This is a genomic window from Bacillus sp. BC08 (assembly GCF_054326875.1).
Genome location: NZ_JBTGPA010000018.1, coordinates 212,341 through 236,277, shown reverse-complemented (window position 1 = coordinate 236,277; position 23,937 = coordinate 212,341). Strand labels below are relative to the sequence as shown.

27 protein-coding genes are annotated in these 23,937 nt (G+C 37.0%); 12 read left to right on the top strand and 15 right to left on the bottom strand.

Translation table 11 applies throughout. From position 1 onward, the window contains the following. Positions 1 to 56: 56 nt before the first annotated feature. On the bottom strand, positions 57 to 233 hold the full coding sequence (locus tag ACXVYO_RS03450) for a hypothetical protein (protein WP_000982762.1): 177 nt from the start codon (positions 231 to 233) through the stop codon (positions 57 to 59). 164 nt (positions 234 to 397) lie between these two features. Between ACXVYO_RS03450 and ACXVYO_RS03445 the strand changes: the two genes are divergently transcribed. Then, the gene (locus ACXVYO_RS03445; protein WP_458466029.1) at positions 398 to 781 is read left to right on the top strand and encodes a kinase-associated lipoprotein B; all 384 of its coding nucleotides are present in this window, start codon (positions 398 to 400) and stop codon (positions 779 to 781) included. A gap of 41 nt (positions 782 to 822) precedes the next feature. Here ACXVYO_RS03445 and kapD read toward each other — a convergent pair whose 3' ends face one another. Then, the gene (gene kapD / locus ACXVYO_RS03440) at positions 823 to 1,446 is read right to left on the bottom strand and encodes a 3'-5' exonuclease KapD (RefSeq protein WP_016085749.1); all 624 of its coding nucleotides are present in this window, start codon (positions 1,444 to 1,446) and stop codon (positions 823 to 825) included. 289 nt (positions 1,447 to 1,735) lie between these two features. On the opposite strand from kapD, the gene ACXVYO_RS03435 reads away from it, so the two are divergent. Continuing rightward, positions 1,736 to 3,061, top strand: a complete 1,326-nt coding sequence (locus tag ACXVYO_RS03435) for an SLC13 family permease (RefSeq protein WP_141524233.1) — start codon at positions 1,736 to 1,738, stop codon at positions 3,059 to 3,061. A 109-nt stretch (positions 3,062 to 3,170) separates the two neighbouring features. Here the strand turns inward: ACXVYO_RS03435 and ACXVYO_RS03430 are convergent, their stop codons facing one another. Next, on the bottom strand, positions 3,171 to 3,638 hold the full coding sequence (locus ACXVYO_RS03430; RefSeq protein ID WP_000390058.1) for a hypothetical protein: 468 nt from the start codon (positions 3,636 to 3,638) through the stop codon (positions 3,171 to 3,173). A gap of 118 nt (positions 3,639 to 3,756) precedes the next feature. Between ACXVYO_RS03430 and ACXVYO_RS03425 the strand changes: the two genes are divergently transcribed. Further along, positions 3,757 to 4,470 (top strand): DNA alkylation repair protein, encoded by a 714-nt coding sequence (locus tag ACXVYO_RS03425; protein WP_098254956.1) that lies wholly within the window; start codon positions 3,757 to 3,759, stop codon positions 4,468 to 4,470. Positions 4,471 to 4,818: 348 nt separating this feature from the next. Continuing rightward, positions 4,819 to 6,195 carry a glycine--tRNA ligase gene (locus ACXVYO_RS03420; protein WP_000287155.1) on the top strand — a complete coding sequence of 459 codons (1,377 nt, stop codon included), beginning with the start codon at positions 4,819 to 4,821 and terminating at the stop codon, positions 6,193 to 6,195. 39 nt (positions 6,196 to 6,234) lie between these two features. On the opposite strand, the gene ACXVYO_RS03415 is transcribed toward ACXVYO_RS03420, so the two are convergent. Beyond that, positions 6,235 to 6,618 (bottom strand): hotdog fold thioesterase, encoded by a 384-nt coding sequence (locus ACXVYO_RS03415; protein WP_001140606.1) that lies wholly within the window; start codon positions 6,616 to 6,618, stop codon positions 6,235 to 6,237. A 95-nt stretch (positions 6,619 to 6,713) separates the two neighbouring features. On the opposite strand from ACXVYO_RS03415, the gene ACXVYO_RS03410 reads away from it, so the two are divergent. Continuing rightward, positions 6,714 to 7,457 (top strand): DUF3298 and DUF4163 domain-containing protein, encoded by a 744-nt coding sequence (locus ACXVYO_RS03410; RefSeq protein WP_458466028.1) that lies wholly within the window; start codon positions 6,714 to 6,716, stop codon positions 7,455 to 7,457. A 50-nt stretch (positions 7,458 to 7,507) separates the two neighbouring features. Further along, complete coding sequence (locus ACXVYO_RS03405) at positions 7,508 to 8,101, top strand: biotin transporter BioY (protein WP_458466027.1); 594 nt, start codon at positions 7,508 to 7,510, stop codon at positions 8,099 to 8,101. A gap of 45 nt (positions 8,102 to 8,146) precedes the next feature. Here ACXVYO_RS03405 and galU read toward each other — a convergent pair whose 3' ends face one another. Together galU and ACXVYO_RS03395 are read right to left on the bottom strand one after the other, a co-directional pair. Then, positions 8,147 to 9,034, bottom strand: coding sequence for a UTP--glucose-1-phosphate uridylyltransferase GalU (gene galU, locus ACXVYO_RS03400; protein ID WP_242256526.1), 888 nt, complete (start codon positions 9,032 to 9,034; stop codon positions 8,147 to 8,149). Positions 9,035 to 9,142: 108 nt separating this feature from the next. Continuing rightward, a complete protein-coding gene (locus ACXVYO_RS03395) occupies positions 9,143 to 10,867 on the bottom strand; it encodes a phospho-sugar mutase (RefSeq protein WP_458466026.1) in 1,725 nt (574 codons plus the stop codon). A 143-nt stretch (positions 10,868 to 11,010) separates the two neighbouring features. Here ACXVYO_RS03395 and cdaS point away from each other — a divergent pair, with 143 nt between their 5' ends. Further along, positions 11,011 to 11,616, top strand: coding sequence for a sporulation-specific diadenylate cyclase CdaS (cdaS, locus tag ACXVYO_RS03390; protein WP_001158741.1), 606 nt, complete (start codon positions 11,011 to 11,013; stop codon positions 11,614 to 11,616). Positions 11,617 to 11,746: 130 nt separating this feature from the next. On the opposite strand, the gene pepA is transcribed toward cdaS, so the two are convergent. From pepA to ACXVYO_RS03365, 5 genes are all read right to left on the bottom strand, one after another. Continuing rightward, complete coding sequence (gene pepA, locus ACXVYO_RS03385; RefSeq protein WP_458466025.1) at positions 11,747 to 13,231, bottom strand: cytosol aminopeptidase; 1,485 nt, start codon at positions 13,229 to 13,231, stop codon at positions 11,747 to 11,749. 145 nt (positions 13,232 to 13,376) lie between these two features. Then, positions 13,377 to 14,003 carry a 3D domain-containing protein gene (locus ACXVYO_RS03380; RefSeq protein WP_073517218.1) on the bottom strand — a complete coding sequence of 209 codons (627 nt, stop codon included), beginning with the start codon at positions 14,001 to 14,003 and terminating at the stop codon, positions 13,377 to 13,379. Between the two features lie 84 nt (positions 14,004 to 14,087). Continuing rightward, positions 14,088 to 14,405, bottom strand: a complete 318-nt coding sequence (locus ACXVYO_RS03375; protein WP_000027015.1) for a YuiB family protein — start codon at positions 14,403 to 14,405, stop codon at positions 14,088 to 14,090. Then, positions 14,402 to 14,908, bottom strand: a complete 507-nt coding sequence (locus ACXVYO_RS03370) for an NUDIX hydrolase (RefSeq protein ID WP_458466024.1) — start codon at positions 14,906 to 14,908, stop codon at positions 14,402 to 14,404. The genes ACXVYO_RS03375 and ACXVYO_RS03370 overlap by 4 nt, the downstream gene beginning before the upstream one ends. Positions 14,909 to 15,031: 123 nt before the next feature. Next, positions 15,032 to 16,240: an NAD(P)/FAD-dependent oxidoreductase gene (locus ACXVYO_RS03365; RefSeq protein WP_000856609.1), complete on the bottom strand. Its 1,209-nt coding sequence runs from the start codon at positions 16,238 to 16,240 to the stop codon at positions 15,032 to 15,034. A gap of 462 nt (positions 16,241 to 16,702) precedes the next feature. Here ACXVYO_RS03365 and ACXVYO_RS03360 point away from each other — a divergent pair, with 462 nt between their 5' ends. The 3 genes from ACXVYO_RS03360 (at position 16,703) to ACXVYO_RS03350 (ending at position 19,717) form a co-directional block, all read left to right on the top strand. Next, positions 16,703 to 17,692 (top strand): NAD(P)/FAD-dependent oxidoreductase, encoded by a 990-nt coding sequence (locus ACXVYO_RS03360; RefSeq protein ID WP_000829779.1) that lies wholly within the window; start codon positions 16,703 to 16,705, stop codon positions 17,690 to 17,692. Positions 17,693 to 17,814: 122 nt separating this feature from the next. Continuing rightward, positions 17,815 to 18,294 carry a GyrI-like domain-containing protein gene (locus tag ACXVYO_RS03355; protein ID WP_458466023.1) on the top strand — a complete coding sequence of 160 codons (480 nt, stop codon included), beginning with the start codon at positions 17,815 to 17,817 and terminating at the stop codon, positions 18,292 to 18,294. A 175-nt stretch (positions 18,295 to 18,469) separates the two neighbouring features. Next, positions 18,470 to 19,717 carry an MFS transporter gene (locus tag ACXVYO_RS03350; RefSeq protein WP_458466022.1) on the top strand — a complete coding sequence of 416 codons (1,248 nt, stop codon included), beginning with the start codon at positions 18,470 to 18,472 and terminating at the stop codon, positions 19,715 to 19,717. A 17-nt stretch (positions 19,718 to 19,734) separates the two neighbouring features. Here ACXVYO_RS03350 and ACXVYO_RS03345 read toward each other — a convergent pair whose 3' ends face one another. After that, entirely contained in the window at positions 19,735 to 20,616 is an 882-nt protein-coding gene (locus ACXVYO_RS03345; RefSeq protein ID WP_458466021.1) for a helix-turn-helix domain-containing protein, read from the bottom strand. A gap of 78 nt (positions 20,617 to 20,694) precedes the next feature. Between ACXVYO_RS03345 and ACXVYO_RS03340 the strand changes: the two genes are divergently transcribed. Then, positions 20,695 to 21,156 carry a 2-thiouracil desulfurase family protein gene (locus ACXVYO_RS03340; RefSeq protein WP_048528388.1) on the top strand — a complete coding sequence of 154 codons (462 nt, stop codon included), beginning with the start codon at positions 20,695 to 20,697 and terminating at the stop codon, positions 21,154 to 21,156. A 27-nt stretch (positions 21,157 to 21,183) separates the two neighbouring features. Here ACXVYO_RS03340 and ACXVYO_RS03335 read toward each other — a convergent pair whose 3' ends face one another. After that, positions 21,184 to 21,537: a YxeA family protein gene (locus ACXVYO_RS03335; protein ID WP_458466020.1), complete on the bottom strand. Its 354-nt coding sequence runs from the start codon at positions 21,535 to 21,537 to the stop codon at positions 21,184 to 21,186. A 217-nt stretch (positions 21,538 to 21,754) separates the two neighbouring features. Between ACXVYO_RS03335 and ACXVYO_RS03330 the strand changes: the two genes are divergently transcribed. Continuing rightward, positions 21,755 to 22,318 carry a GNAT family N-acetyltransferase gene (locus ACXVYO_RS03330; RefSeq protein WP_458466019.1) on the top strand — a complete coding sequence of 188 codons (564 nt, stop codon included), beginning with the start codon at positions 21,755 to 21,757 and terminating at the stop codon, positions 22,316 to 22,318. Between the two features lie 146 nt (positions 22,319 to 22,464). On the opposite strand, the gene ACXVYO_RS03325 is transcribed toward ACXVYO_RS03330, so the two are convergent. Beyond that, positions 22,465 to 22,818, bottom strand: a complete 354-nt coding sequence (locus tag ACXVYO_RS03325; RefSeq protein ID WP_000573830.1) for a HesB/IscA family protein — start codon at positions 22,816 to 22,818, stop codon at positions 22,465 to 22,467. A gap of 40 nt (positions 22,819 to 22,858) precedes the next feature. After that, positions 22,859 to 23,725 carry a diaminopimelate epimerase gene (dapF, locus tag ACXVYO_RS03320; RefSeq protein WP_458466018.1) on the bottom strand — a complete coding sequence of 289 codons (867 nt, stop codon included), beginning with the start codon at positions 23,723 to 23,725 and terminating at the stop codon, positions 22,859 to 22,861. Positions 23,726 to 23,937 lie beyond the last annotated feature (212 nt).

Below are 23,937 nucleotides of genomic sequence, written 5' to 3'. Positions count from 1 at the left end.
AAAATATATTCTGCCCTTAGATTGTCCGAGCATAGAGGGAAACATACAAAAATGAGTTACTGTTTCTTTTCCGCTAAAAGTTTTTCTTCAACTTTCTGTAATCGATCTGCTTCTCGTTTTGATACACGAATGAACATGCGCCACGTAGCAACGGCACCAATGATAAATAGAACACAAACAATCCCTGGAATAATATATTCTGTTTTATCTTCCGGAAAATATAAAGGCATCATACGGAACACTCCTTATTATAGGATTCAAAAACCATCAGAATTTTCTGTTATATTATTTTAAATTATAGTTGAACCGATTCATATTCTCAAGGGTTCTTCCGAAAGAGAAGGATTTCTTTGACTACTTCGTGGACTTTCCTTACTATAAACTTGAGGTGAAAAATATGAGAGAAACATTTGAAATTGGCGAAATCGTTACTGGTATTTATAAAACTGGAAAATACATCGGAGAAGTTACAAATAGCCGTCCTGGCAGTTACGTCGTAAAAGTATTAGCTGTTTTAAAACATCCGGTGCAAGGTGACTTACATAACGTAAAACAAGCTGACGTACCATTTTTCCATGAAAGACGCGCTTTAGCTTTCCGTGAACAAACGAACATTCCTGAGCAAATGGTAAAGAAATATGAAGGTGAAATTCCAGAGTATACAGAGTCACTCAAATTAGCATTAGAAGCTCAAATGAATTCATTTTCTGAAGACGATTCACCTTTTGGGGTTCGTAGTCTAGAAACATTAGAACAGTTAAAAAAAGACTACAAACTTTAAAAAAACAAAACGACCAAATTACATACTGTGCAATTTGGTCGTTACTGTGTACTCACTTTCTTTAACACTTTTGAAAAATCAACGAGTTCTCCTAATGTTGGAGGTGCTGGTTTCACTAAATACTCTTTATCTTTTTCTACCAATTTAAAAATATTATACGTCGTCATCGCATCATCTAGTGCACAATGATGCTTACCCGTCCCTGCTTTTCCATACGCCTCAATTGCTTTCCACAATCCTGTTTGATTTCTCTCCCCAAAAAACTTCTTATACTCAAGTGATAAATCACGACACTGTCCTAAGAATGGAAAGTCTACTCCCGCCATTTCACAATTATGTTTCAACACTTTCATATCCATATTTCCCCACGTAACAATGGTTGGTTTACATCTCTTTTCATATTCTGCAAGTTTTTCAACGAGTTCCGGAAACGAAATTCCTTTATCTACGACTTCTTGTTTGATTCCTAAAAATTTCTTACATCGATCCGTTAAAGAAGGAAAAGTTTTCGGCCTAACATGAGCTGAATACGTGTCTTCTACCTTACAGCCAACAACTGAGACGAGTCCTACCTCAATAATCTCCGGGAAAAATCCTTTTGGTTTTTTTCTGTGCTGGGGCATCGTAAACTCAAAATCCAAAAATAAAAATTGTTGTTCATCCATACGATCCCTTCCTTATCATCTTTGTCATTCCTTCCTATTTGACACTCCTACACGAACAAGCTCGAATGCTAATTCCATTTTAAATATTCAGATTGGATGTATCTTATATATATGTCAAATGCCCACAAATATTTTTAAAAATAAGAAAAAATGACCAATGCAGAAAATATGACAAAATATCCCCTCTCATTTACATCCTCCATTTTTCTACTTTATAATGACTTTATGTGTGTTTCTTCGAGAACATTTTTGACACACTAAGAAAAGTGAATGAAAGGAGTTGAGAGTTTTGCACGAAACAACGCAAGAGCTCGCAAACTGGCAGTATTATTTTGCTATCGCAGTCTTTTTAATTACATATGCCATTATTATTTCTGAAAAAATTAATCGCGCTGTCATCGCACTTCTTGGTGCAGCACTCATGGTAATTATGGGGGTCGTTGATTTACACAACGCCTTTACGAAACATATTGAATGGGGGACGATTACGCTACTCATCGGTATGATGATTCTGGTGAACATTACGAGTAAATCGGGTGTCTTCCAATACGTTGCCATTAAAGCAGCAAAAGGAGCACAAGGAAATCCAATTAAAATTTTAATTTCACTTTCCTTACTTACTGCACTTGGTTCCGCATTTTTAGATAACGTTACAACTGTACTTCTTGTTGTTCCAGTTACTTTATCTATTACGCGCATACTGCAAGTAAATCCTGTCCCTTATTTACTTTCTGAAATTATTTTTTCAAACATTGGAGGAACAGCAACATTAATTGGTGATCCACCTAACATTATGATCGGTTCTGCAAATAAGCATTTAGATTTCAATGCGTTCTTATTCAACTTAGCACCTATCGTAATCATTATTATTGGTGTGACAGCGACAATACTTTACTTCATGTATCGTAAACAATTAATTGCTGATCCTGTACAAGTTAAGAAATTAATGAGTTTAGATGAAAAGCAATACATTAAAGATCCAGTATTAATGAAAAAATCTTTAACAGTACTTGGACTTACAATCGTAGGTTTCATGACTCATTCGATTTTCCATGTTGATGCAGCCATCATCGCTTTAACTGGTGCTACTGTACTTATGCTAATCGGTGTGAAAGAACATGAAATTGAAGAGGTATTCGCAAGTGTAGAGTGGGTAACAATCTTCTTCTTCGCAGGACTATTCGTGCTCGTTGGAGGACTTATCGATATCGGTCTTATCAAAATGCTAGCGCAAAAAGTAATTGGCATAACGGGCGGAGATATTTCTTACGCATCTATCCTTATTTTATGGGTATCTGGTATCGCCTCTGCAACAATTGATAACATTCCATTCGTTGCAACAATGATCCCACTTATTAACGATATGGCAGTTGGGCTAGGTTTATCACCTTCTGACGCACAAGTCGACGTATTATGGTGGGCATTAGCATTAGGTGCTTGTCTAGGTGGAAACGGAACATTAATCGGAGCTTCTGCTAACGTAATTGTTGCAGGTATCGCAAGCCGCGAAGGACATAAATTTAGCTACATGGACTTCTTAAAAGTCGGTTTCCCAATTATGATCGTTTCATTAATCATTTCTCATATTTATATTTATTTACGCTACCTTATGTAGTAAAAAAGGGCTGTCCTATATGGCAGCCTTTTTTTCTTAGTCAACGAAATACCGATTAACCAACAAAAAGCTGTTCCAAAATATCTTCGAAACAGCTCCCCGCATATATCTACTCGTTATATCTTACCGGCTCATTCCGAATAATGAACAAGTGGATTGGCAAGAAAACTGAAAATGTGATGGTATGAATAATCGTAAATAATATAGAATTCGTTCCGTACCTGTCTAAAATAGCATAGATAAGATAAATAGACAGCACAATCGATACAGCTGTTGCTAATAAATATAGAATTGGTACGAAGTTAAAGATGAAGCATGCGACATATATGCCGAATACTTTCCATCCTGCTTCTTCTTTCAAGAAATCTGGTAATTTATCTTTTGCTAAGTCACCCCAAATCTTACTATTTAAAAAAGGAATAAACGCAAGAGCACCATCCGTTGCACCATCATTTTTCGCCATCGTATACAGTGCAAAAGCCGTTAATAAATACGCAATAATTGCCCAAATCAATACAACAAGAATAAACGCAAAACTAAGAGCAAAGAAACCTGCTAGTAGGCCTTGATCTTCCATCTTATCCTCTCCTCTCTACTTTCAACATATTTCATTACATAGCAAGTTATGTTTTAAAATTCAACCAAACTCTCTGTATAATAATAGGAGTAAGATAATTAGAGAGGAGAACGGACTTATGCATCCATTTGTACAAGCATTACAAGAGCATTTCATAGCTCATAAAAACCTTGAAAAAGCAGAACCAATGGTACGTTATATGAAAAACCACTTCCCATTTCTCGGTATTCAAACACCTGAAAGAAGACAGTTATTAAAAGACGTTATCCAAATACACACTCTTCCAGATCAAAAAGACTTTCAAATTATCATACGTGAACTTTGGGACTTACCAGAACGTGAATTTCAAGCAGCCGCACTTGATATTATGCAAAAATATAAAAAGCATATAAACGAAACGCATATCCCCTTCTTAGAAGAACTCATTGTCACAAAGTCTTGGTGGGACACTGTTGATAGCATCGTTCCTACATTTTTAGGGAATATCTTTTTAAAACATCCAGAATTAATTTCTGCCTATATTCCAAAATGGATTGCATCCGACAACATATGGTTACAACGCGCCGCTATTCTATTCCAGCTAAAATATAAACAAAAGATGGATGAAGAACTTCTTTTCTGGATTATTGGACAACTACATTCTTCAAAAGAATTTTTCATTCAAAAAGCGATTGGCTGGGTCCTTCGTGAATATGCAAAAACAAAGCCCGATGTCGTTTGGGAATACGTGCAAAATAACGAACTTGCCTCGCTTAGTAAGCGCGAAGCAATTAAGCACATTAAACAAAATTACGGAATAAATAACGAAAAAATAGGCGAGACTCTATCATAGATAGACGCGTTCCTCTATTGAGATTTAAAAAAGAACGTGTTAGAATATGTTCATTATTATTAATATAAGTAGCGATGACGGACTTATAAGTACTTGCACAAAAAGCGATTCAGGGATAGTGAAAGCCTGAAGCTGCAAGGAAACGGCAGTCTCGAGCAATACGTGATAAAGTGGATGCACCTGTTGTGTATCAACTAGGGTGGAACCGCGGGCAAACGCTCGTCCCTAGGCAATTAAGCCTTGGGATGAGCGTTTTTTTATGTTTTTCAAAGCACATATAACGCTAGTTTCACCAGTATCTGAGCACGTCATCGCCAATACGTTAACTTTCAAAAGGAGGATTTTATTATGTATTCAATGGAACAAGTTGTAAACTTAGCGAAACATCGCGGTTTTGTTTTCCCTGGTTCTGAAATTTACGGTGGTCTTGCAAACACTTGGGATTACGGTCCACTTGGAATCGAATTAAAAAATAACGTTAAAAAAGCTTGGTGGAAAAAATTCATTCAAGAATCTCCATACAACGTTGGTTTAGACGCAGCTATTTTAATGAACCCAAAAACTTGGATCGCTTCTGGTCACGTTGGTAACTTCAACGATCCAATGATCGACTGTAAAAAATGTAAAGCGCGTCACCGTGCTGACAAATTAATTGAAGATGCACTAGATGCAAAAGGCATCGAAATGGTTGTTGACGGTCTTACTTTCGACCAAATGGCTGACTTAATGAAAGAGCATGAAGTAAAATGTCCTGATTGTGGTAGTGAAGAATTCACTGAAATCCGTCAGTTCAACTTAATGTTCAAAACTTTCCAAGGTGTTACAGAGTCTAGTACGAACGAAATCTTCCTTCGTCCTGAAACAGCACAAGGTATTTTCGTAAACTTCAAAAACGTACAACGCTCTATGCGTAAAAAACTTCCATTTGGTATTGGCCAAATCGGTAAGAGCTTCCGTAACGAAATCACGCCTGGTAACTTCACATTCCGTACACGTGAATTCGAACAAATGGAACTTGAATTCTTCTGTAAGCCTGGTGAAGATTTAGAGTGGTTCGCATTCTGGCGTGAAACTTGTAAGAACTGGTTACTTTCACTTGGTATGACTGAAGAAAGCATGCGTCTTCGTGACCACGGTGAAGAGGAGTTGTCTCACTACAGTAACGCAACAACTGATATTGAATTCCGATTCCCATTCGGTTGGGGCGAACTATGGGGCGTAGCATCTCGTACAGACTTCGATTTAAAACGTCACATGGAACACTCTAACGAAGACTTTAACTATATCGATCCACAAACGAATGAACGTTACGTACCGTACTGCATCGAGCCATCTTTAGGTGCTGACCGCGTAACATTAGCATTCTTGTGTGATGCATATGAAGAAGAGCAATTAGAAAACGATTCTCGTACAGTTCTTCGTTTCCACCCTGCTTTAGCACCATACAAAGCAGCTATCTTACCATTATCTAAAAAGCTATCTGAAGGTGCTACTGAAGTATTCGCAGAATTAGCTAAAGACTTCATGGTAGACTTCGACGAAACTGGTTCTATCGGTAAACGTTACCGTCGTCAAGACGAAATCGGTACACCATTCTGTATCACTTATGACTTCGACTCAGTTGAAGACAAAGCTGTTACAGTACGTGACCGTGACACAATGGAACAAGTTCGTATGCCAATTAGCGAATTAAAAGGTTTCTTAGAGAAGAAAATCCAGTTCTAATTATAAGAAAAAGAGGCAGCTCATGAGAGCGCCTCTTTTTTATTTTTCACGTTTTTCTTTAATTGCTACTGTACATCTTGATATGCATAATAAATCATCATTCTCATCAATGATACGCACATCCCAAACCATTGTTGAATGTCCTCTATGTATCGGTGTCCCGATCGCTGTTACAATTCCATCTTTCTTTGAGCGAATGTGATTTGCATTAATTTCTAGACCGAAACAAATACATTTCTCTTGATCAATTAAATTATATGAACCGACACTTGCTACTGTCTCTGCTAATGCAAGGGATGCACCACCATGTAAAAATCCAAACGGCTGATGCGTACGCTCATCTACAGGCATCGTAGCAACTACCTTATCCTCTGTCATCTCTAACAACTCGATTCCAAGTGAATCCATTAAAGTTTTTGCCATCTCGTTTCCCCTTTCTCTTGCTTTAATTAAATGTATAATTTTACCTGTTTATTTTCAAACTACTTATAACACTTATATAAGGAGGTTTCACCTAAATGAAACAGAAATTTTGTATACTACTGCTTATGTTCTCCTTGCTGACTATTGTACCAAATTGTGCACTAGCAGCCAAAGCATCCAACCTGACAATCGATGTTCAGACTGTAACACAAAAAGGTAAGAAACCTTATATAGAATATCAAATTAACAGACCTTCGTTTCACAATTTTTCCGATTCTAAATTTCAAAATAAGCTCAATTTCTATTACAAAAAATCTACTGACAAATTTAAAACAAAATTAGAAAAAGACGCAAAAAAATATTATAAAGAAGCAGAAGGATCTAGTACACCCTTTCATCCGTATGTGGCGAATGTTGATTATAAAGTCTCCTTAAATAAACCACCGTTGCTCAGCCTATATTTGAATTACTATCAATATACAGGCGGAGCACACGGTCTTTATACGTGGAAGGCAAACACATTTGATTTAAACAAAAAAAAGCTACTACACTTAGACGATTTATTTCAACAAGAAGATAAATATAAAGAAATAATCCGTGCTGAGATTGTAAGACAAATTCAACAAAATGAAAGCATTTATTTTCCCGATGCAACTGAAAAGGTCATGAGCACGAAAAAGTTCCACTTCTTTTTAGAACCGGACAATCTCGTTATTTATTTCCCTTTATATGAGATTGCTCCTTATTCAAGCGGAATTCCTCAATTTCGTATTCCGTATACGTTGCTAAGAGAGTATTTGAAGCCTTCTTATCAAAATATTTTAATTGACAACAAGTAAATATTTTCGCTACGATAATGTTAACCTAAAAACAACAGGAGGTTAACATTATGAGAAGATTTCATGTTTTAGATTTAGCATTAGCTGCCATGTTCGTCGCTCTTATGGCCATTGGTGCAAATATTGTATCTTGGGCACCATTCCTGCAAATAGCGGGCATCCCATTATCTATGCAACCATTTTTCGCAATTTTAGCAGGGCTTCTTCTTGGAAGTAGACTTGGCGCATTATCAATGACTGTGTATATGCTCGTTGGCTTAGCTGGTGCACCAATTTTCGCTAACTTCAAAGCTGGATTCGGGGCACTTTTAGATCCTACTGGTGGTTTTATTATTGCATTTATTATCGTTGCTTACGTATCAGGAAAACTAGTAGAACAAAAAGAAAGACCAACATTCAGTACATTTGCAATTGCCTCTTTCACAGGAATCATTTTAACGTATATTATCGGTACTACTTATATGTACGGGGCAGTCAATTTCTTCATGGGCGGTAATATGAGTTATAAAGCGGCTTGGATGATTATGATGTGGTTCGCAGTAAAAGATATTGCATTTACCATTATCGGTGCTATTATCGCACCTCGTATATACTATGCTGTACGCCGTTCCGCTTATCAGCATTCTCATTCGACGATTTCATAATAAAAAAGAGTTATTTCAGTACACTGAAATAACTCTTTTTTTATATTAAGACTCTTGATTCGTATGTTTTTCTAAAATTTTCTGCATCATTACAACCATGTCATCACGTAATTCTGGGTGTTGCAGGGCCATTTCAATTGTCGTTTGAACGAATCCTAACTTTTCACCTACATCATAGCGCGTTCCTTCGAAATCATAAGCGAATACACGTTGAATTTCATTTAAGTTTTGGATTGCATCTGTTAACTGAATTTCACCGCCAGCACCAACATGTTGCTGTTCTAAGAACATGAAGATTTCAGGTGTTAAAACGTAACGTCCCATAATTGCTAAGTTTGAAGGTGCTGTACCTGCTGCTGGTTTCTCAACGAAATTACGAACTTGGTAACGACGTCCTTCTTGCTCTAATGGGTCGATAATTCCATAACGGTGTGTTTCATTTTCTGGAACCGTTTGTACACCAATAACAGAAGAAAGCGTTTTATCATATTCTTCAATTAATTGACGTAAACATGGTTTTTCAGCTTGAACGATATCATCACCTAATAAAACAGCGAATGGCTCATCACCGATGAATTTACGTGCACACCAAACAGCATGCCCTAATCCTTTTGGTTCTTTTTGGCGGATATAGTGAATATCTACCATTTTTGAAGAAGCCTGTACTTTTTCAAGTAACTCATACTTTTTCTTTTCTAATAAGTTTTGCTCTAACTCAAATGCATTATCAAAATGATCTTCAATAGAGCGCTTCGTTTTACCAGTAACGATAATAATATCTTCGATTCCTGATTTTATTGCTTCTTCTACAATGTATTGGATAGTTGGTTTATCTACTATCGGTAACATTTCTTTTGGCATTGCTTTTGTAGCTGGTAAAAAACGTGTTCCTAATCCAGCTGCTGGGATTATCGCTTTTCTTACTCTTTTCATCACAAAATACCCTCTCTTCTGTCAGAATCAATAACGATTATTTCCTTACAGAGAACAAAAGGGAGGTTTCGCTCCCTTTTGTTCTCTACTACTTAAAATTACTTTATATTATAAACGATTCATAATATCTTCTTTAATAGTAAGTAACTTTTGTTCACTATTTTGTAAAGAATTATCTTGAACACCGAAGTAGAACTTAATCTTCGGTTCAGTTCCAGATGGGCGTAGGCAGAACCAAGAACCATCTTCTAATTGATATTTTAACACATTTGATTTCGGTAAGTGAATCTCTTCTTTATGTCCATCTTGTAAAGATGTAACGATGCTCGCTTTATAGTCTTCAACTGCTACAACTGTTAGGCCCGCTACTTCTTTCGGAGGATTTTCACGGAATGTTGCCATCATCTCTTGGATTTGTTCCGCTCCATCTTTTCCTTTTAGCGTTAACGACACAAGATCTTCACGGAAGAAACCATACTTCTCAAATACTTCTAATAGACCATCGTATAACGTTTTTCCTTGTGATTTGTAGTATGCAGCTACTTCACATGCGAATAGAACAGATTGTACTGCATCTTTATCACGACAGAATGGACGGATTAAATAACCATAGCTTTCCTCATAACCGAATTGGAATTCGTATTGTCCGCTTTCTTCATACTGTTTAATTTTCTCACCAATAAATTTAAATCCAGTTAACGTATCAACTGTATCTAAACCGTATGCTTTCGCGATTGTACGGCCAATTTCAGACGTTACGATTGTTTTTAATACAACACCGTTCTCTGGAAGCGTTCCGTTCTCTTTCTTTTGAGATAATAAGTAATCAAGCATTAATGCACCTGTTTGGTTACCAGTTAATACTTGGAACTCACCATCGTGATTACGAACTGCTACGCCAAGGCGGTCTGCGTCAGGATCCGTTGCGATTAACACATCTGCGCCTACCTTCTCACCGTCACGAATTGCATACTCAAACGCTGCATGCTCTTCTGGGTTCGGTGATTTAACTGTAGAGAAGTTCGGATCTGGTAACTCTTGCTCTTTTACAACTGTTACATCTGTAAATCCAACTTCTTCTAAACCACGGCGTACAGAAATATTTGATGTTCCGTGTAATGGTGTAAAGACGATTTTTAAGTCTTTCCCAACATTTTGTACCATTTCTTTATTAATAATGACATTGTTCAATTCTGCAGCATATGCATCATCTACTTCTTGTCCAATAATATGTAATAAACCTTCAGCTTTTAATTGCTCCACATTAGCAACCTCAACTGTTAACTCATCCTCTACTGCATCTACATAGCTAATTAACTCATCAGCTTCTTTTGGAGGCAACTGCCCACCATCTTCACCGTATACTTTATAACCGTTATATTCAGGCGGATTATGACTTGCCGTAAGAACGATTCCACTCACTGTATGTAAATGACGAACTGCGAAAGAAAGCACTGGCGTTGGACGTAAGCTTTCAAACACATATGTTGTGATGCCGTGTGCACCAAGTGTAGCAGCTACTTCCATTGCGAATTCAGGTGATTTATGACGAGAATCGTACGCAACAACAACACCGCGTTTTTTCGCTTCTTCACCTAATTTTTCAATAAATGTCACTAATCCTTGTGTCGCTTTACGAACTGTATATACATTTAAACGGTTCGTACCAGCACCAAGTTCACCACGCATACCACCTGTGCCGAATTCTAGATTTTTATAAAAGCTGTCCTCAATTTTCTTCTCATCTTGCTTCATGTTTTCTAGCTGTTCTTTTAGTTCTGCGTCTAGCTCTGTATATGAAAGCCAACGACTAAATTCCTGTTTCCAATTCATACTTCTATCTCCTCTCGCTTGTCATACCTTTATTATATGAAAAAAACAACCTGTATCTCAATATTTTTTACAATCTAACAGGATTTTACTAGGAATATTTGTATACACTATGGTTAAATACTCCAATAAAGGGAATGAGGATTATGCAAGAATGGGGATTGTCAGAAGAGCTCAAAATACAAACAAAGCAAATGATTGAAATTGCTGAGAAAGAATTATCAATTATGAGGCAAGCAATTGATAAAGAAGATGAATGTATTTTGTGCAAAATGGAAGATATTCATCATATGTTAGCCAATGTACAAACATTGGCAGCTACATACTATATTCAAGCGTATTTATCACCGTATACGGAAAGCTCACAGTTCATCACAACAGCTGTCCAGCATTTAAGCGCCCGAAAACATGGTGCTCTTATTGTTGTGGAACGAAACGAGACACTTGAATCTTGCATTCAGACTGGAACAACATTAAACGCTCATTTAACCGCACCTTTACTAGAATCCATTTTCTATCCAGGTAACCCTCTTCATGATGGAGCCGTTCTCGTTAAGAATAATCATATTGTTTCAGCTGCCAATATTCTTCCGTTAACGAAAAGCACAGAAGTTGATCCAGAACTAGGAACACGTCACAGAGCTGCAATTGGCTTATCCGAAAAAAGCGATGCCCTTATTTTAGTTGTCTCTGAAGAAACAGGTCGCACTTCATTTGCCTTAAATGGGACGTTATATACGATTTCTTTATAGAATCCATCTTTTTCCTATAGAACAGTACAATAGGAAATGAAATTATATCGACTTACCGAAAAAAAATGACAATAATCATATTAATAAAGAAGGCTGTTCCAAAATATCGGAACAGCCTTCTCTTATAATCTTATTCTTCTCCGAAACGTTCAACAAGTGTTGCAAGTGTACGTACCATTGCACCTGTTGCTCCAGCTGGTCCTAAATCATGCGCTCCTGATGTTTCAGATGTTCCAGCGATGTCTAAGTGTACCCACGGTGTTTCTTCAGCGAATTCACCTAGGAATGTACCTGCCATAACCGCATGTCCTTCGCGGCCTGGTGAGTTATTTAAATCAGCAAACTTACTGTTTCGAACGCGTTGTTTATCACGATCAAAAATCGGTAATTGCCAAATTGATTCATCTGTTTCCATAGATGCCTCTAGCACTTGCTCAAACAACTCTTCATTGTTTGTCATTGCACCTGTCGTATGATTTCCAAGTGCAACAATTACACCACCTGTTAATGTCGCAACATCAATCAGATAGTTTGCACCTAGTTTTTTCGCATACGTAATACCATCAGCTAACGCTAGGCGACCTTCTGCATCTGTATTTAATACTTCAATTGTTTTTCCGCTCATAGACGTGATTACATCGTCTGGCTTAAACGCTGTACCACTTACAACGTTATCAGTTGATGGAATAACAGCGATCACATTTTGCTCTGGGCGAAGTTCACCGATAATTTCCATCGCACCTAACACAGCAGCTGCACCGCCCATATCACCTTTCATACCGACCATACCTTCACGTGGTTTTAATGAATAACCACCTGTATCGTATGTGATTCCTTTTCCAACGAATCCAATAACATCTGTCCACTCTTCTTTTCCTTTATAAATAAGGGCGATCATTTTTGGTGGTTCAGTAGATCCCTGGTTTACTGCAAGTAACGCACCCATACCAAGATCTTCCATCTCCTCTTTCTCAAGAACTTTATAATCCATATCATACTTTTCCGCTAACTCAACAGCATACTCAGCAAGCTTTGTTGCTGTTAATACGTTTGGCGGCATATTTACAAGTGTACGAGCTGAATTTGTTGCATGTCCATGTACGTAACCGACTGTTAATGCAGCTTCAATTTCTTGTGCCTCTTCTGCTGTAATAGCCGTGAACTTCTCTAACTCCACACGTTCCTTTTTATCTGATTTATACGTTTGTAACTCATATGTACCAAGACCTTGTACCTCTGCTGCAATGTGAGCTACATCAATCGCGTCTAATTTCTCTGTTACGAAAGAATCAAGTAAGATTGCTGCATCTTGTACTTTCGCTGCCTGTAACGTTTTAAACGCCTTACCAAGAGCCGCACGTAATGTTTCCGTCGTATACGATTCTTTCTTTCCTAAACCAACGAAATAGTAACGTTTCACATTTGTTTTTCCTAAACTATGTACTTTCGAAATAGCTTTCTTCTTAGTAGAAAGTTCTTTCTCTTCTAATAAAACTTGTAATTGTCCTTCAAACGCTTTGTCCAGTTCTTGTACAAAACTACTCGTTTTCTCTTCTTCAAATAAGGCAACAATTACCGCTTCATGGCTTGCTAATTCTTTTTGTACTTGAAACATGTTCAGACCCCCTAAATTTCTCTACTCTACCTTTATTATAACTTTATTTTCGATAAAATGCGACAATTCTAACTTCTGTTACATCCTATATAATCCATATTTCTTCTATATAAAATTAAAAAAGTCTAGCGTAATTACCACTAGACTATCTTTGTTTTAAATATTGACCGCGAAACACTTGCATCGTTTCATCTTGATTTAACATCGTTAACTCTTCCTCTGAAAACTTACCATCTCCAACTTTCACTACATATACATTTACTTTTTTCTTACCCCATTGGCTATAAACATCTTTCACCGTATCATAGTACAAATCAAGACGGTTTCCTTTTATTGCACCGCCCTTATCAGCTACTACACCATATCCATAACCTGGTACGAATAAAATTGTTCCAATTGGGAATACGCGCAAGTCAGCTGCGATTGTGGAATATAAATCCCTTTTCACCTTAACACCTGAATATGTAATACCATACTCCGGATGCCCCGGCCTCTTACCAGTTGACTCAATTCCTGACGTATAACCTGTTGCAGTCATTTCAATTGAACGATATTTAGACCAGTCTTTCGCCTGCTCTAAAGCATTTATCACTTCTTTACTCGGAGCAACATTTCTCTTAACTTCTGCTGCATGTACTTCTTTTGCACTCGTTCCCTCATATTTCTTTACAATCTCTAATAAAGAAACTCCTGTGAAAGCATTCCATGTTACGCATAATGCGGATACAAGTAAACAAGTCATCATAATGCGAATACAATATCGTTTTAACATTTTTATATTCCACACTCCTTCATCGTTAATCATTCCCTATACAATGAAGGAATATGCAAAAAAAATCTCCAAATGAATTGGAGATTAAAACATTTGATATCCGCTTTTCCGAAGTTTCTTAATGACAATTCCAGCTAAAGCAGCACCTACTAATCCAGTAGATAAAATAAACACATCTGCTTGTCCTAAATGCGATACACTTGTCCCAAATGAAGAGAATGTTTCTTTTGGCTTTGAAAAGTAATCCCACATACTTGCCTTATTAATAATAAGCATACAAACAATCGGATACACAATCACCATTACCCATGTTGCTCGCAATATCATGTTGAGTAAAAATCCAATTCCAAAAAACAAAATGAAAAATAACATCATTGAAATAAGTAGTACCGGTATACTCACTCTTTCTCCCTCTCCTTCGTATGCGCCGTAAATACATGATAGGCCGTATAACCAAATTGCTCTCCTGGATTTAATGTTTTGTCCATCTCAAGATGGAATTCTGATTTTCTTTCTAACAAATATTTAATAAGTACAGACGTATTTGGATCGTCCGCAATCGTATCTGGATGCAGAAATGCTACTTCGGACAATTCTTTCTCCTGTACAATAATGCTTTCTCCTTCAGGCTCCAAAAGGAAAATAATCATATTATCACTAATCTCATTTCGAATCACGCCCGATCGAACGCCAATGATCCCCTTCACATGAGCGACAATGCCTGTCTCTTCTAACACTTCACGTTTCACAGCTTCATCAATCGTCTCACCTTCATTTACAAAACCAGCCGGCAAAGACCATTTCCCCTTTAATCCACTGTATTTTTTCTTAACGAACAGCCACCTACCATCTTTTGTAGCTACTAAGCCACCGACAGCTAGCCATACTTTCCCTCGTTTCTCCATGATGTAATACCCTCCTCTACTAGAACGGACAGAATATTCTTTCTTTTTTATATATTATACTATATTTTTAAAATGAAAAAAGCAGAAACAGCTCTTAGCCGTTTCTGCTTTTTCTACTATATATTAAAAGAACTTTAATTTACCTTTTTTAAGAACTAATAAAGGTCCACCTAATAAGAATAGGTAGCGGTTATCGATAACCTTCTTCATGAAGGAAGCTTTCCAACCTGTTAACTTTTTGCCCATAACAACGCCCATTGCATCGTCATGACCTAAAGAACATACAGATCCTTTATTATCGAATGCGAATTTCTTCATTTCGCCCTTGCCACGAACTAACACAGTTAAGTTGTGTGCAATGTTGTAACCTTGTTGAATTGCGATTTGTGCTGTTGGTGGGTATGGACGGTTAATTTCTTCGTTAATGATTAACGCTGCGTCACCAACCATGAATACCTCTTCGTATCCTGGAGCGTGCATGTACTCATCAACTTTTACACGTCCGCGCATTGCTTCAAAGCCAGACTCTTCTACAATACCATTACCACGAACACCTGCAGCCCAAACTACTGTTTCAGACTTAATTAATTCAGTATCATCGCCATTTGCAACGATAATACCTTCTTCAGTTGCTTCTTTAATTGCTGTACCGATGCGGAATTCTACGCCTTTTTTCTCAAGTTGTTTAACAGCGTATTCTACTAATGCTGGATCGAAACCTGGAAGTGCTGTTGGAGCAGCTTCTACACAGATGATACGTGCTTTTTCACGTGGTACATTGTACTCTTTGCAAAGTTCAGGAACACGGTTTGCAAGCTCACCTACGTACTCGATACCAGTAAATCCTGCACCACCAACAACGATTGTTACTAACTCATCACGTTGTTCCGTTGCATATTTAGCGAAACTAGCTTCCATATGCTCACGAATTTCACGAGTTGCATTAATGTTAGCGATTGAGAATGCATGCTCTTTTAATCCTGTAATTCCGAATGTTTCTGATTCGAAACCAAGACCGATTACTAAGTAGTCATACTCTAACTCGCCATCTTTTAAGATAATGCGTTTTTCAGCAGCTTTAATTTCTACTACTGTATCTTGTACAAAGTTCACTTTATTTGTATCAATAACGTCTTGAATATCTAGACAGATTTTTTCATCTTGTAATGTACCAGCTGCGCTCTCGTGTAACCAAGTCGCTTGGTAGTGATAGCTGTTGTTGTTTACTAACGTAATTTCAGCTTCATTTACAGATAATGCTTTTTGCAGACGAACAGTCGTAATCATCCCGCCATAACCTGCACCTAAAACTACGATTTTTGGAGTCTTCACCAAATCACAACCCTTTTCTTTATATAATAGTAATAAAAAATAATACCAAGTACTAAAAACTCTATTTGTCAAGAATGTGGAATTTATCACATTCTATATCATAACAAAACGCAGTCAAAAAATCGTACGAATTTTGTCATAGAAATTTAACATAATACTTCCCTATATTAGTCGGTTTTATTCCAGAATTCAAGCGTCTGGCGAATTATCAATATTTTAAAATAACATAGCGTTTTCAAGGGTTTTTCAGCCTTTTTTTCATGTATTTTCCTTTCACCATATTTTATACAATTAAAAAAGCATCTATGCGAAAACTTACACACAATTCAGTCGTTTTCAGGAGTATTATGAACTCAAATATGCTATCATTTATTTGAAAGTGTCATCATTTGCAGGATTTTCGTGTACATATGAACAATATATGAAATCAATATCAAAATTCCATCTATAGGGGGAATGAAAGTGGCAGAAAATCAAAAAGTTTACGACATAACAATTATTGGTGGTGGTCCAACAGGACTGTTCACAGCATTTTATGGCGGTATGAGACAAGCAAGTGTAAAAATCATTGAAAGCTTACCTCAACTTGGAGGACAATTATCCGCACTCTACCCTGAAAAATACATTTATGATGTAGCTGGATTCCCAAAAGTGCGCGCACAAGAATTAGTTGATAACTTAAAAGAGCAAATGAAGAAATTTGACCCAACCGTTTGTTTAGAAGAAGCTGTTGATACGCTTGAGAAACAAGCTGACGGTATATTTAAACTTGTTACGAATAAGCAAACTCACTATTCTAAATCAGTTATTATTACTGCCGGCAATGGAGCTTTCCAACCACGCCGCTTAGAATTAGAAGGGACTGCAAAGTACGAAAAGAAAAACTTACATTATTTCGTTGATGATATGAATAAATTTGCTGGTAAGCGCGTCGTAGTATTTGGCGGCGGCGACTCAGCTGTTGATTGGACAATGATGTTAGAGCCGATCGCTGACAAAGTTACAATCGTTCATCGCCGTGATAAATTCCGTGCGCATGAACATAGCGTAGAAAGCTTAATGAATTCTCGTGCAGAAGTAAGCACACCATACGTTCCAGTAGAACTCATTGGTGATGACAAAATTGAACAAGTCGTTCTTCAACACGTAAAAACGGAAGAAAAAATTATCATCGATGTCGATGACGTAATTGTAAACTACGGCTTCGTTTCCTCTCTTGGCCCAATTAAAAACTGGGGATTAGATATACAAAAAAACAGCATTCTTGTGAACTCAAAAATGGAAACAAATATTCCTGGCATTTACGCTGCTGGTGACATTTGTACATATGAAGGAAAAGTAAAACTCATTGCTTGCGGCTTCGGGGAAGCACCAACAGCAGTAAACAATGCAAAAGCTTACTTCGATCCAAACGCAAAACTTCAACCAATGCACAGCTCGAGTATGTTTTAATATAGAAATGAAAAGAACTCCTTTTACATGAAGGAGTTCTTTTTTTATTGTGCTACCGTACCCTTCCAAAATATGTTACAATAAATAAGAACAAACGTTCTAATTTAAAGGAGGGATTTTTAATGATAAACGAACCTATTATCGTAAAAAAAGAAGCTTTCCAAGCAATCGGCGTTTCGATTACGACGACAAATAAAATAGAGACATCTACTGAAGGAAAAATTCCAGGGCTTTGGAACCAATACTTCCAACAACAAATCATGCATCACATCCCAAATCAACAAACGAAAGAAACATTCGCTTTCTACTCAAATTACGAATCAGATGAAACTGGTACATATCAATTTACAATCGGTATACCCGTTTCTTCATTAGAAGACGTACCTGAAAATATGACAACTTTAACAATACCTGCCGCTACATACGCGGTATTTACAACGAGAAAGGGACCAGTTGCAGAAGTCGTTTGCGAGGCCTGGGAATATATTTGGAAATGGTCAAAAGAAAACAAACGTGCTTTTACAACAGACTTTGAGCTTTATGATGAAAAAGTAACAGATCCAACCAACGCACAATTAGATATTTATATTGCATTAGCCTAAACGACAAAAAAGAAGATACCAAATGGTATCTTCTTTTTTGTCGTGAAATAGCCACTGTGCAAATTCAACATTATTGTCTACAATGAGAAAGTGCAGTATAGAAATATTAGAAACTGTATAAATTGATTGTTAACAAGTTTTTTAGTTTAAATTTGTCACATAGAAAGGAAGCAATATGGAGGAACTACAACAAAATAAATCTGCTTTAGAGGGAAGCGGAAAACCGTTATTAAAAAATACGAATTTCCTTTTTCTTTGGGCAGCTACACTCTTTTCAAGTTTTGCTTTAGCCTTTTTTACTTTTTCACAAACGTGGTACATAGCAAAAACATTAAACCTTGAGGCTTCACTCGGTGTTGTTTTCGTAGCTCTTAGTGTTCCAAGGCTTATTTTTATGATTATTGGCGGCGCTGTGGCTGATAAATTCCCGAAAAAAAACATTATGTTTTATTCTAATATTATTCGTGCTATTCTTGTCGCGACCATCCTTACATGGTTCATCGTAGGTGATGTAACACTATATACATTTGCTTTATTCGCTTTATTCTTTGGGCTTGCTGATGCTTTTTTCTGGTCAGCTGATGGATCTATCTTGCCTGAACTTGTAGAAAAAAGCCGTTTAACACAAGCAAACTCACTTACACAAATGACAAACCAAGCATCGGTCATCTTAGGTCCTGTACTTGGCGGCATTCTTATCAAATTTACGAACTATGAAACGATTTTTTCGATCACGATTTTATTACTGATCGTCGCAGCCATACTCGTTCAAAAAATACAATTTACGATGCCAGAGCAGCAAAATACAGACAAAGGCATGTTCACTTCTATTAAAGAAGGAATCTTATATGTAAAGGCATCACCATTCCTTTCAACTTTCCTTCTTTGTAGCGCCTTTTTAAACTTATTTTTAATTGGTCCGATGCAAGTCGGTTTCCCGCTTTTCGTTAAAAATGTTCTGCACGGTGATTCGCTTCAGTTTAGTTACTTAGAAGCATCTGTAGGTGGCGGAATGGCAATAGGTGCTGTCATTGTCGGTTTAAAAAATATTAATCGCAGACGCGGTATATTTTGCATTATCATGATGCTACTGTCTGGTGTCTTCTTCTTATCCATCAACTTTAGCACCGTACTTTGGCAAGCATTATTAGCTGGTATGTTTTACGGTATTACAATCGCAATGGCTATCGTTCCGCTTATGGCGATGATTCAATCGACAGTAAAAGAAGAAATGATGGGACGCGTAATGAGTTTACTTATGCTATCATCCATGGGCTTTATCCCGCTTTCTTATGCATTCACATCAATCGCACTTGCAATAGGAATTCCAATCGTAACTGTTATGAAAAGCGGTGCAATCGCCGTTATCGTTTTCGTACTCTTTGTAGCGGTTCGTGTTCCAGTTGTAAGAAAGTTTGATTAACCACTTGGAGTCATGTGTTATACGCATGACTCCTTTTTAAACGGATCAAATAACGATATCCCCTTACTTCTTCTCACAGCTGCGCCCCATTCTAGTCCAACCTCTAAAAATAGATCCCGCACTGTACTATATAAAAGAGCCTTCACATTTTTACGAATTTCCCCGTACTTATACGCTCTCACAACACTTTTCACTCGCCAAATGAAATTTCCATACACTTCTTCATCAGCTAGTATTTGCTCCAGTAACACACCTTGCTCCAGTAACCCGCTCTTTTTATATGCAAGTTCCACCTTACTCCAAAATATATTAATCTTTTTCGGATTACGCGTCATCGGCACAAGTGCATATATAAAAGGCTTCGGTATATCGTGACGGCAATACGTCTCATCAAGCTCGTACGTTTCTTTTCTATTCTCTTTTATTTGTGGAATGTTTTTAGAAAAAATTGTTTCCTCCTCATTTTTTTGCTCATTTTCACTACAGCCAGCTGCATAATCCTCACTTTCACATGCGGACATTTTCATACGGTCATCCATGCGGTCAATTGCAGATATCAGAAATACATATAAGTTCGCACTATATCCGCCGCGCCTATGTCTTTCTTTTGTCGCAACACGCTTTATAATGCCTAGTTCCTCTAACTTTGCAATGGAGCGGCGTACTGTACGAATACTCTTTCCAATATTTGTAGCGATTGTCTCCATTAATGGACAAGCAACTCCTACTGTTTTTTGTTTCTCATTTACCGCATACTTTCCTAAAAAATGAATAATAGTAGCATCCGTTTTATTTAATTGAAATCGATAGCACTTCAAAACTTGCTTTTGATATGTATTAAACTCTTCTTTACTTCGAAATTCACTATATGGTTTCATTAAGTTATATAAGCTTCCCATTTTATCACCTCACTTATAAATAAGAGGCAGGAAGAGAAATTGGCGTGATAGTTAATATTTTTTATTGGAGATGAAAATATGATTGTAATCAGTGCTTGTTTAGGTGGCATCGCTTGTCGGTATGATGGAAATGACAATCTCGTTTCAAAAATAGAGGAGTTATTACAAAGAGAAGATACCTTACTTGTTTGTCCTGAAGTATTAGGAGGACTACCAACACCTCGTCCCTCAGCTGAAATTATTGGTGGGAATGGCGATGACGTTTTGGATGGAAAAGCAAAAGTGATGACAAAAGACGGGGAAGATGTTACAGAAGCTTTCGTAAATGGTGCTTATAAAGCATTGGAACAACTGAAAGGCTTACACCCAGAATATATTATTTTAAAAGAACGTAGCCCATCTTGTGGTAGCTCTACAATTTACACTGGAGAATTTAACGGGAATAAACAAACTGGTTACGGGGTAACAACTGCTTTATTCAAAAGACACGGATTGAAAGTCATTTCAGAAGAGGATTTTGAGAAAGAAAAAAGGAATTGACCCTGTTCGTCAATTCCTTTTTCTTTCTTATTTCGCACCTAATTTTTCTTTCACTTTCGCAGGAAGCTCATCTTTCTTTACTTCTTCCCAAGCTGTTACACCTTTTTTATCTGAGTGATATACACGTAAGAATGCATCTTTACGCAGATTTTTTTGAGCTGTAAATTCTAATTCTTTCTCTTTACCTTCTTTATCAAAACCATTTAGTTTGTATTCGTAATCTTTATAAGGCTGACCATTATCAGCTTTACCATTATACTCTTTTCCATCTACTGTAATTTGAACGTAATACTCATCTTTACCCATACGGTTTAAATCACAGCCAACTAATAGGCTTGCAAATACAACTAAAATACTAAAAAGTGCAATATATCTTTTCATTTCCTTCACCTCATGTGTTTTTCTTATATTGTTATCTTAAAGCCTAAGCTTTAAAGAAGAAATTCAAAAACATGACATGAACATTACACTTTTGTAAGATAATAATTATTTCTTCACTTTAGAAACCGTCATCCCGCCTTCAATATGCGAAAAGGGATTTCTAAATAATGAATGGAATATATATTTATTGTTTTTAGCTTTTGAGAGGAGAAATAATATGAATCCTATTTTATTAGATGTTCCGTTACAAATAGAAACAGACAGACTCATTCTTCGAGCACCACTTCAAGCTGGTGAAGGGAATGTAGTACAACAAGCTATTAAAGATTCCATTCATGAATTAAAGCAATGGTTGCTTTTATTCCAGTCAATTCCTACTGTTGAAGAAACGGAAATTCTTCTGAGAAATGCGCATATAGATTTTTTGAAAAGAGAAAGTTTTCGCTATCTTGTCTACCATAAGGAGACGAATGATTTTATTGGAACGGCTAGCCTTCACAGAATTGATTGGAAGGTTTCTAAATGTGAAATTGGATACTGGATTAACACCCAATTTAGTGGTAATGGATATATGACAGAAGTAGTAAGTGCGTTAATAAACCTTGGATTTCAGTTGTTCAAATTTAGAAGGATTGAAATACGATGTGAACGTAATAACACGAAAAGTCGTGCAATCCCTGAAAAACTAGGTTTTGAGCTTGAAGGGATATTACGTAATGAAGATTTTACAGCTGATGGCAAACAACTAACTGATACTTGCATCTATGCAAAGATATATTAGATTTTATAATTCGTTGTGCAATATACCTTAAGGTCGGTTTCTAAATTGGGAAGGCGACGTTTTTGATTTTTTACGACAAAAGAAAAGACCTCCTTAACGATTTTATTTCATCGCTAAAAAGGTCTTTCTCTATTTCTGTTAAAAACTTAGCACTCTTCTGGCTTACCAGCATTCGTCGCTGTACGGAAAGATGATCCACATCCGCATGATGCGATTGCGTTTGGATTGTCGATTGTGAATCCGCCGCCAAGCATAGATTGTTTATAATCAATTTTTACTCCTTTAACAATCGGAGCACTTTCTGTATCGATAACAAATTCAACACCGAAAAACTCAAGAACTGTGTCGTCTTCTTTTGGTTCTACTTCAAATCCTAAGCCGTAAGAAAGGCCAGTACACCCGCCGCCATGTACAGCAAGGCGCACGTACTTCTCTCCATCTTCAGCATCTTTTAACATATCTTTAATTTGAAAAGCTGCTTGTTCTGTTACTTCAATCATGAAATACACATCCTTTCTGTTCTCATTCTATTATACATCTTTACGCTTCTATCTTGTACTCATACACTCCGCGGCAAATTACTTCCGCTGGTCCTTTCATTAACACATTGCCTTCTTCTGTCCATGCAATCATTAAATCGCCGCCAGCTAAATGAACTGTAATTTCCTTACCACGTTCCATCTTTCCATTTAAAATAGAGGCTACAACCGCAGCACACGCCCCTGTTCCGCAAGCTTGTGTTACACCAGATCCTCGTTCCCAAACACGGAAGTTCATCTCTTCCTCATTCAAAATCTCGATGAATTCAACATTTACTCGCTCTGGAAACATTTCATGTGTCTCAAGGACTGGCCCAAGTGTTGTAAGTGGTGCTTGTTCTACATCATCCACAAAAATAACCGCATGCGGATTCCCCATTGAAACAGCTGTAAATGCGTAACGATGATTATTGTATAAGAAGTTTTCACGAATAAATGGTGTTTCACCTTCACCAAGCATCGGTATTTCTGCACGTGTTAAACGCGGTGCTCCCATATCGATTTTCGCTAATGTAACTTTCCCTTCTTCTACCGTTACTTCCGCCGTTACAATGCCAGCTAACGTTTCAATTGTGAAAACTGTTTCTTCTACTAGTTTATGCTCATACGCATATTTCGCTACGCAGCGTAAACCGTTACCACAGCTCTTTCCTTCTGATCCATCATTATTAAACATGCGCATTTTCACCGGAGCTATGTCAGATGGACAAATTAAAATCATTCCATCTGCTCCAATACCAGTATTAATATTTGAAACCTTTTCCGCCACAAGAGCTAAATCTTCTTCCGGAATTTGTTCTTCAAACATATTTACATATATATAACTATTGCCAAGACCATGCATTTTTGTAAAAGAAAATCGGCTCATTTGTATTCACTCCAAAAATAATTTGTTATTTCAAGTATAAAATGCACGCTTTTAGAACACAATATGAATGTCCCCCGTTTCTCATATTTGACAACATTTGGCGATGAGCCACTCTTGCACAAATTGTGTAAGAAAAAAGCCCTTCTAAAAGGGCCTTTTTTTATTTATCCCGCTATTCACCGGACAGTAAGACCTCCACTTCAAAATTCAAC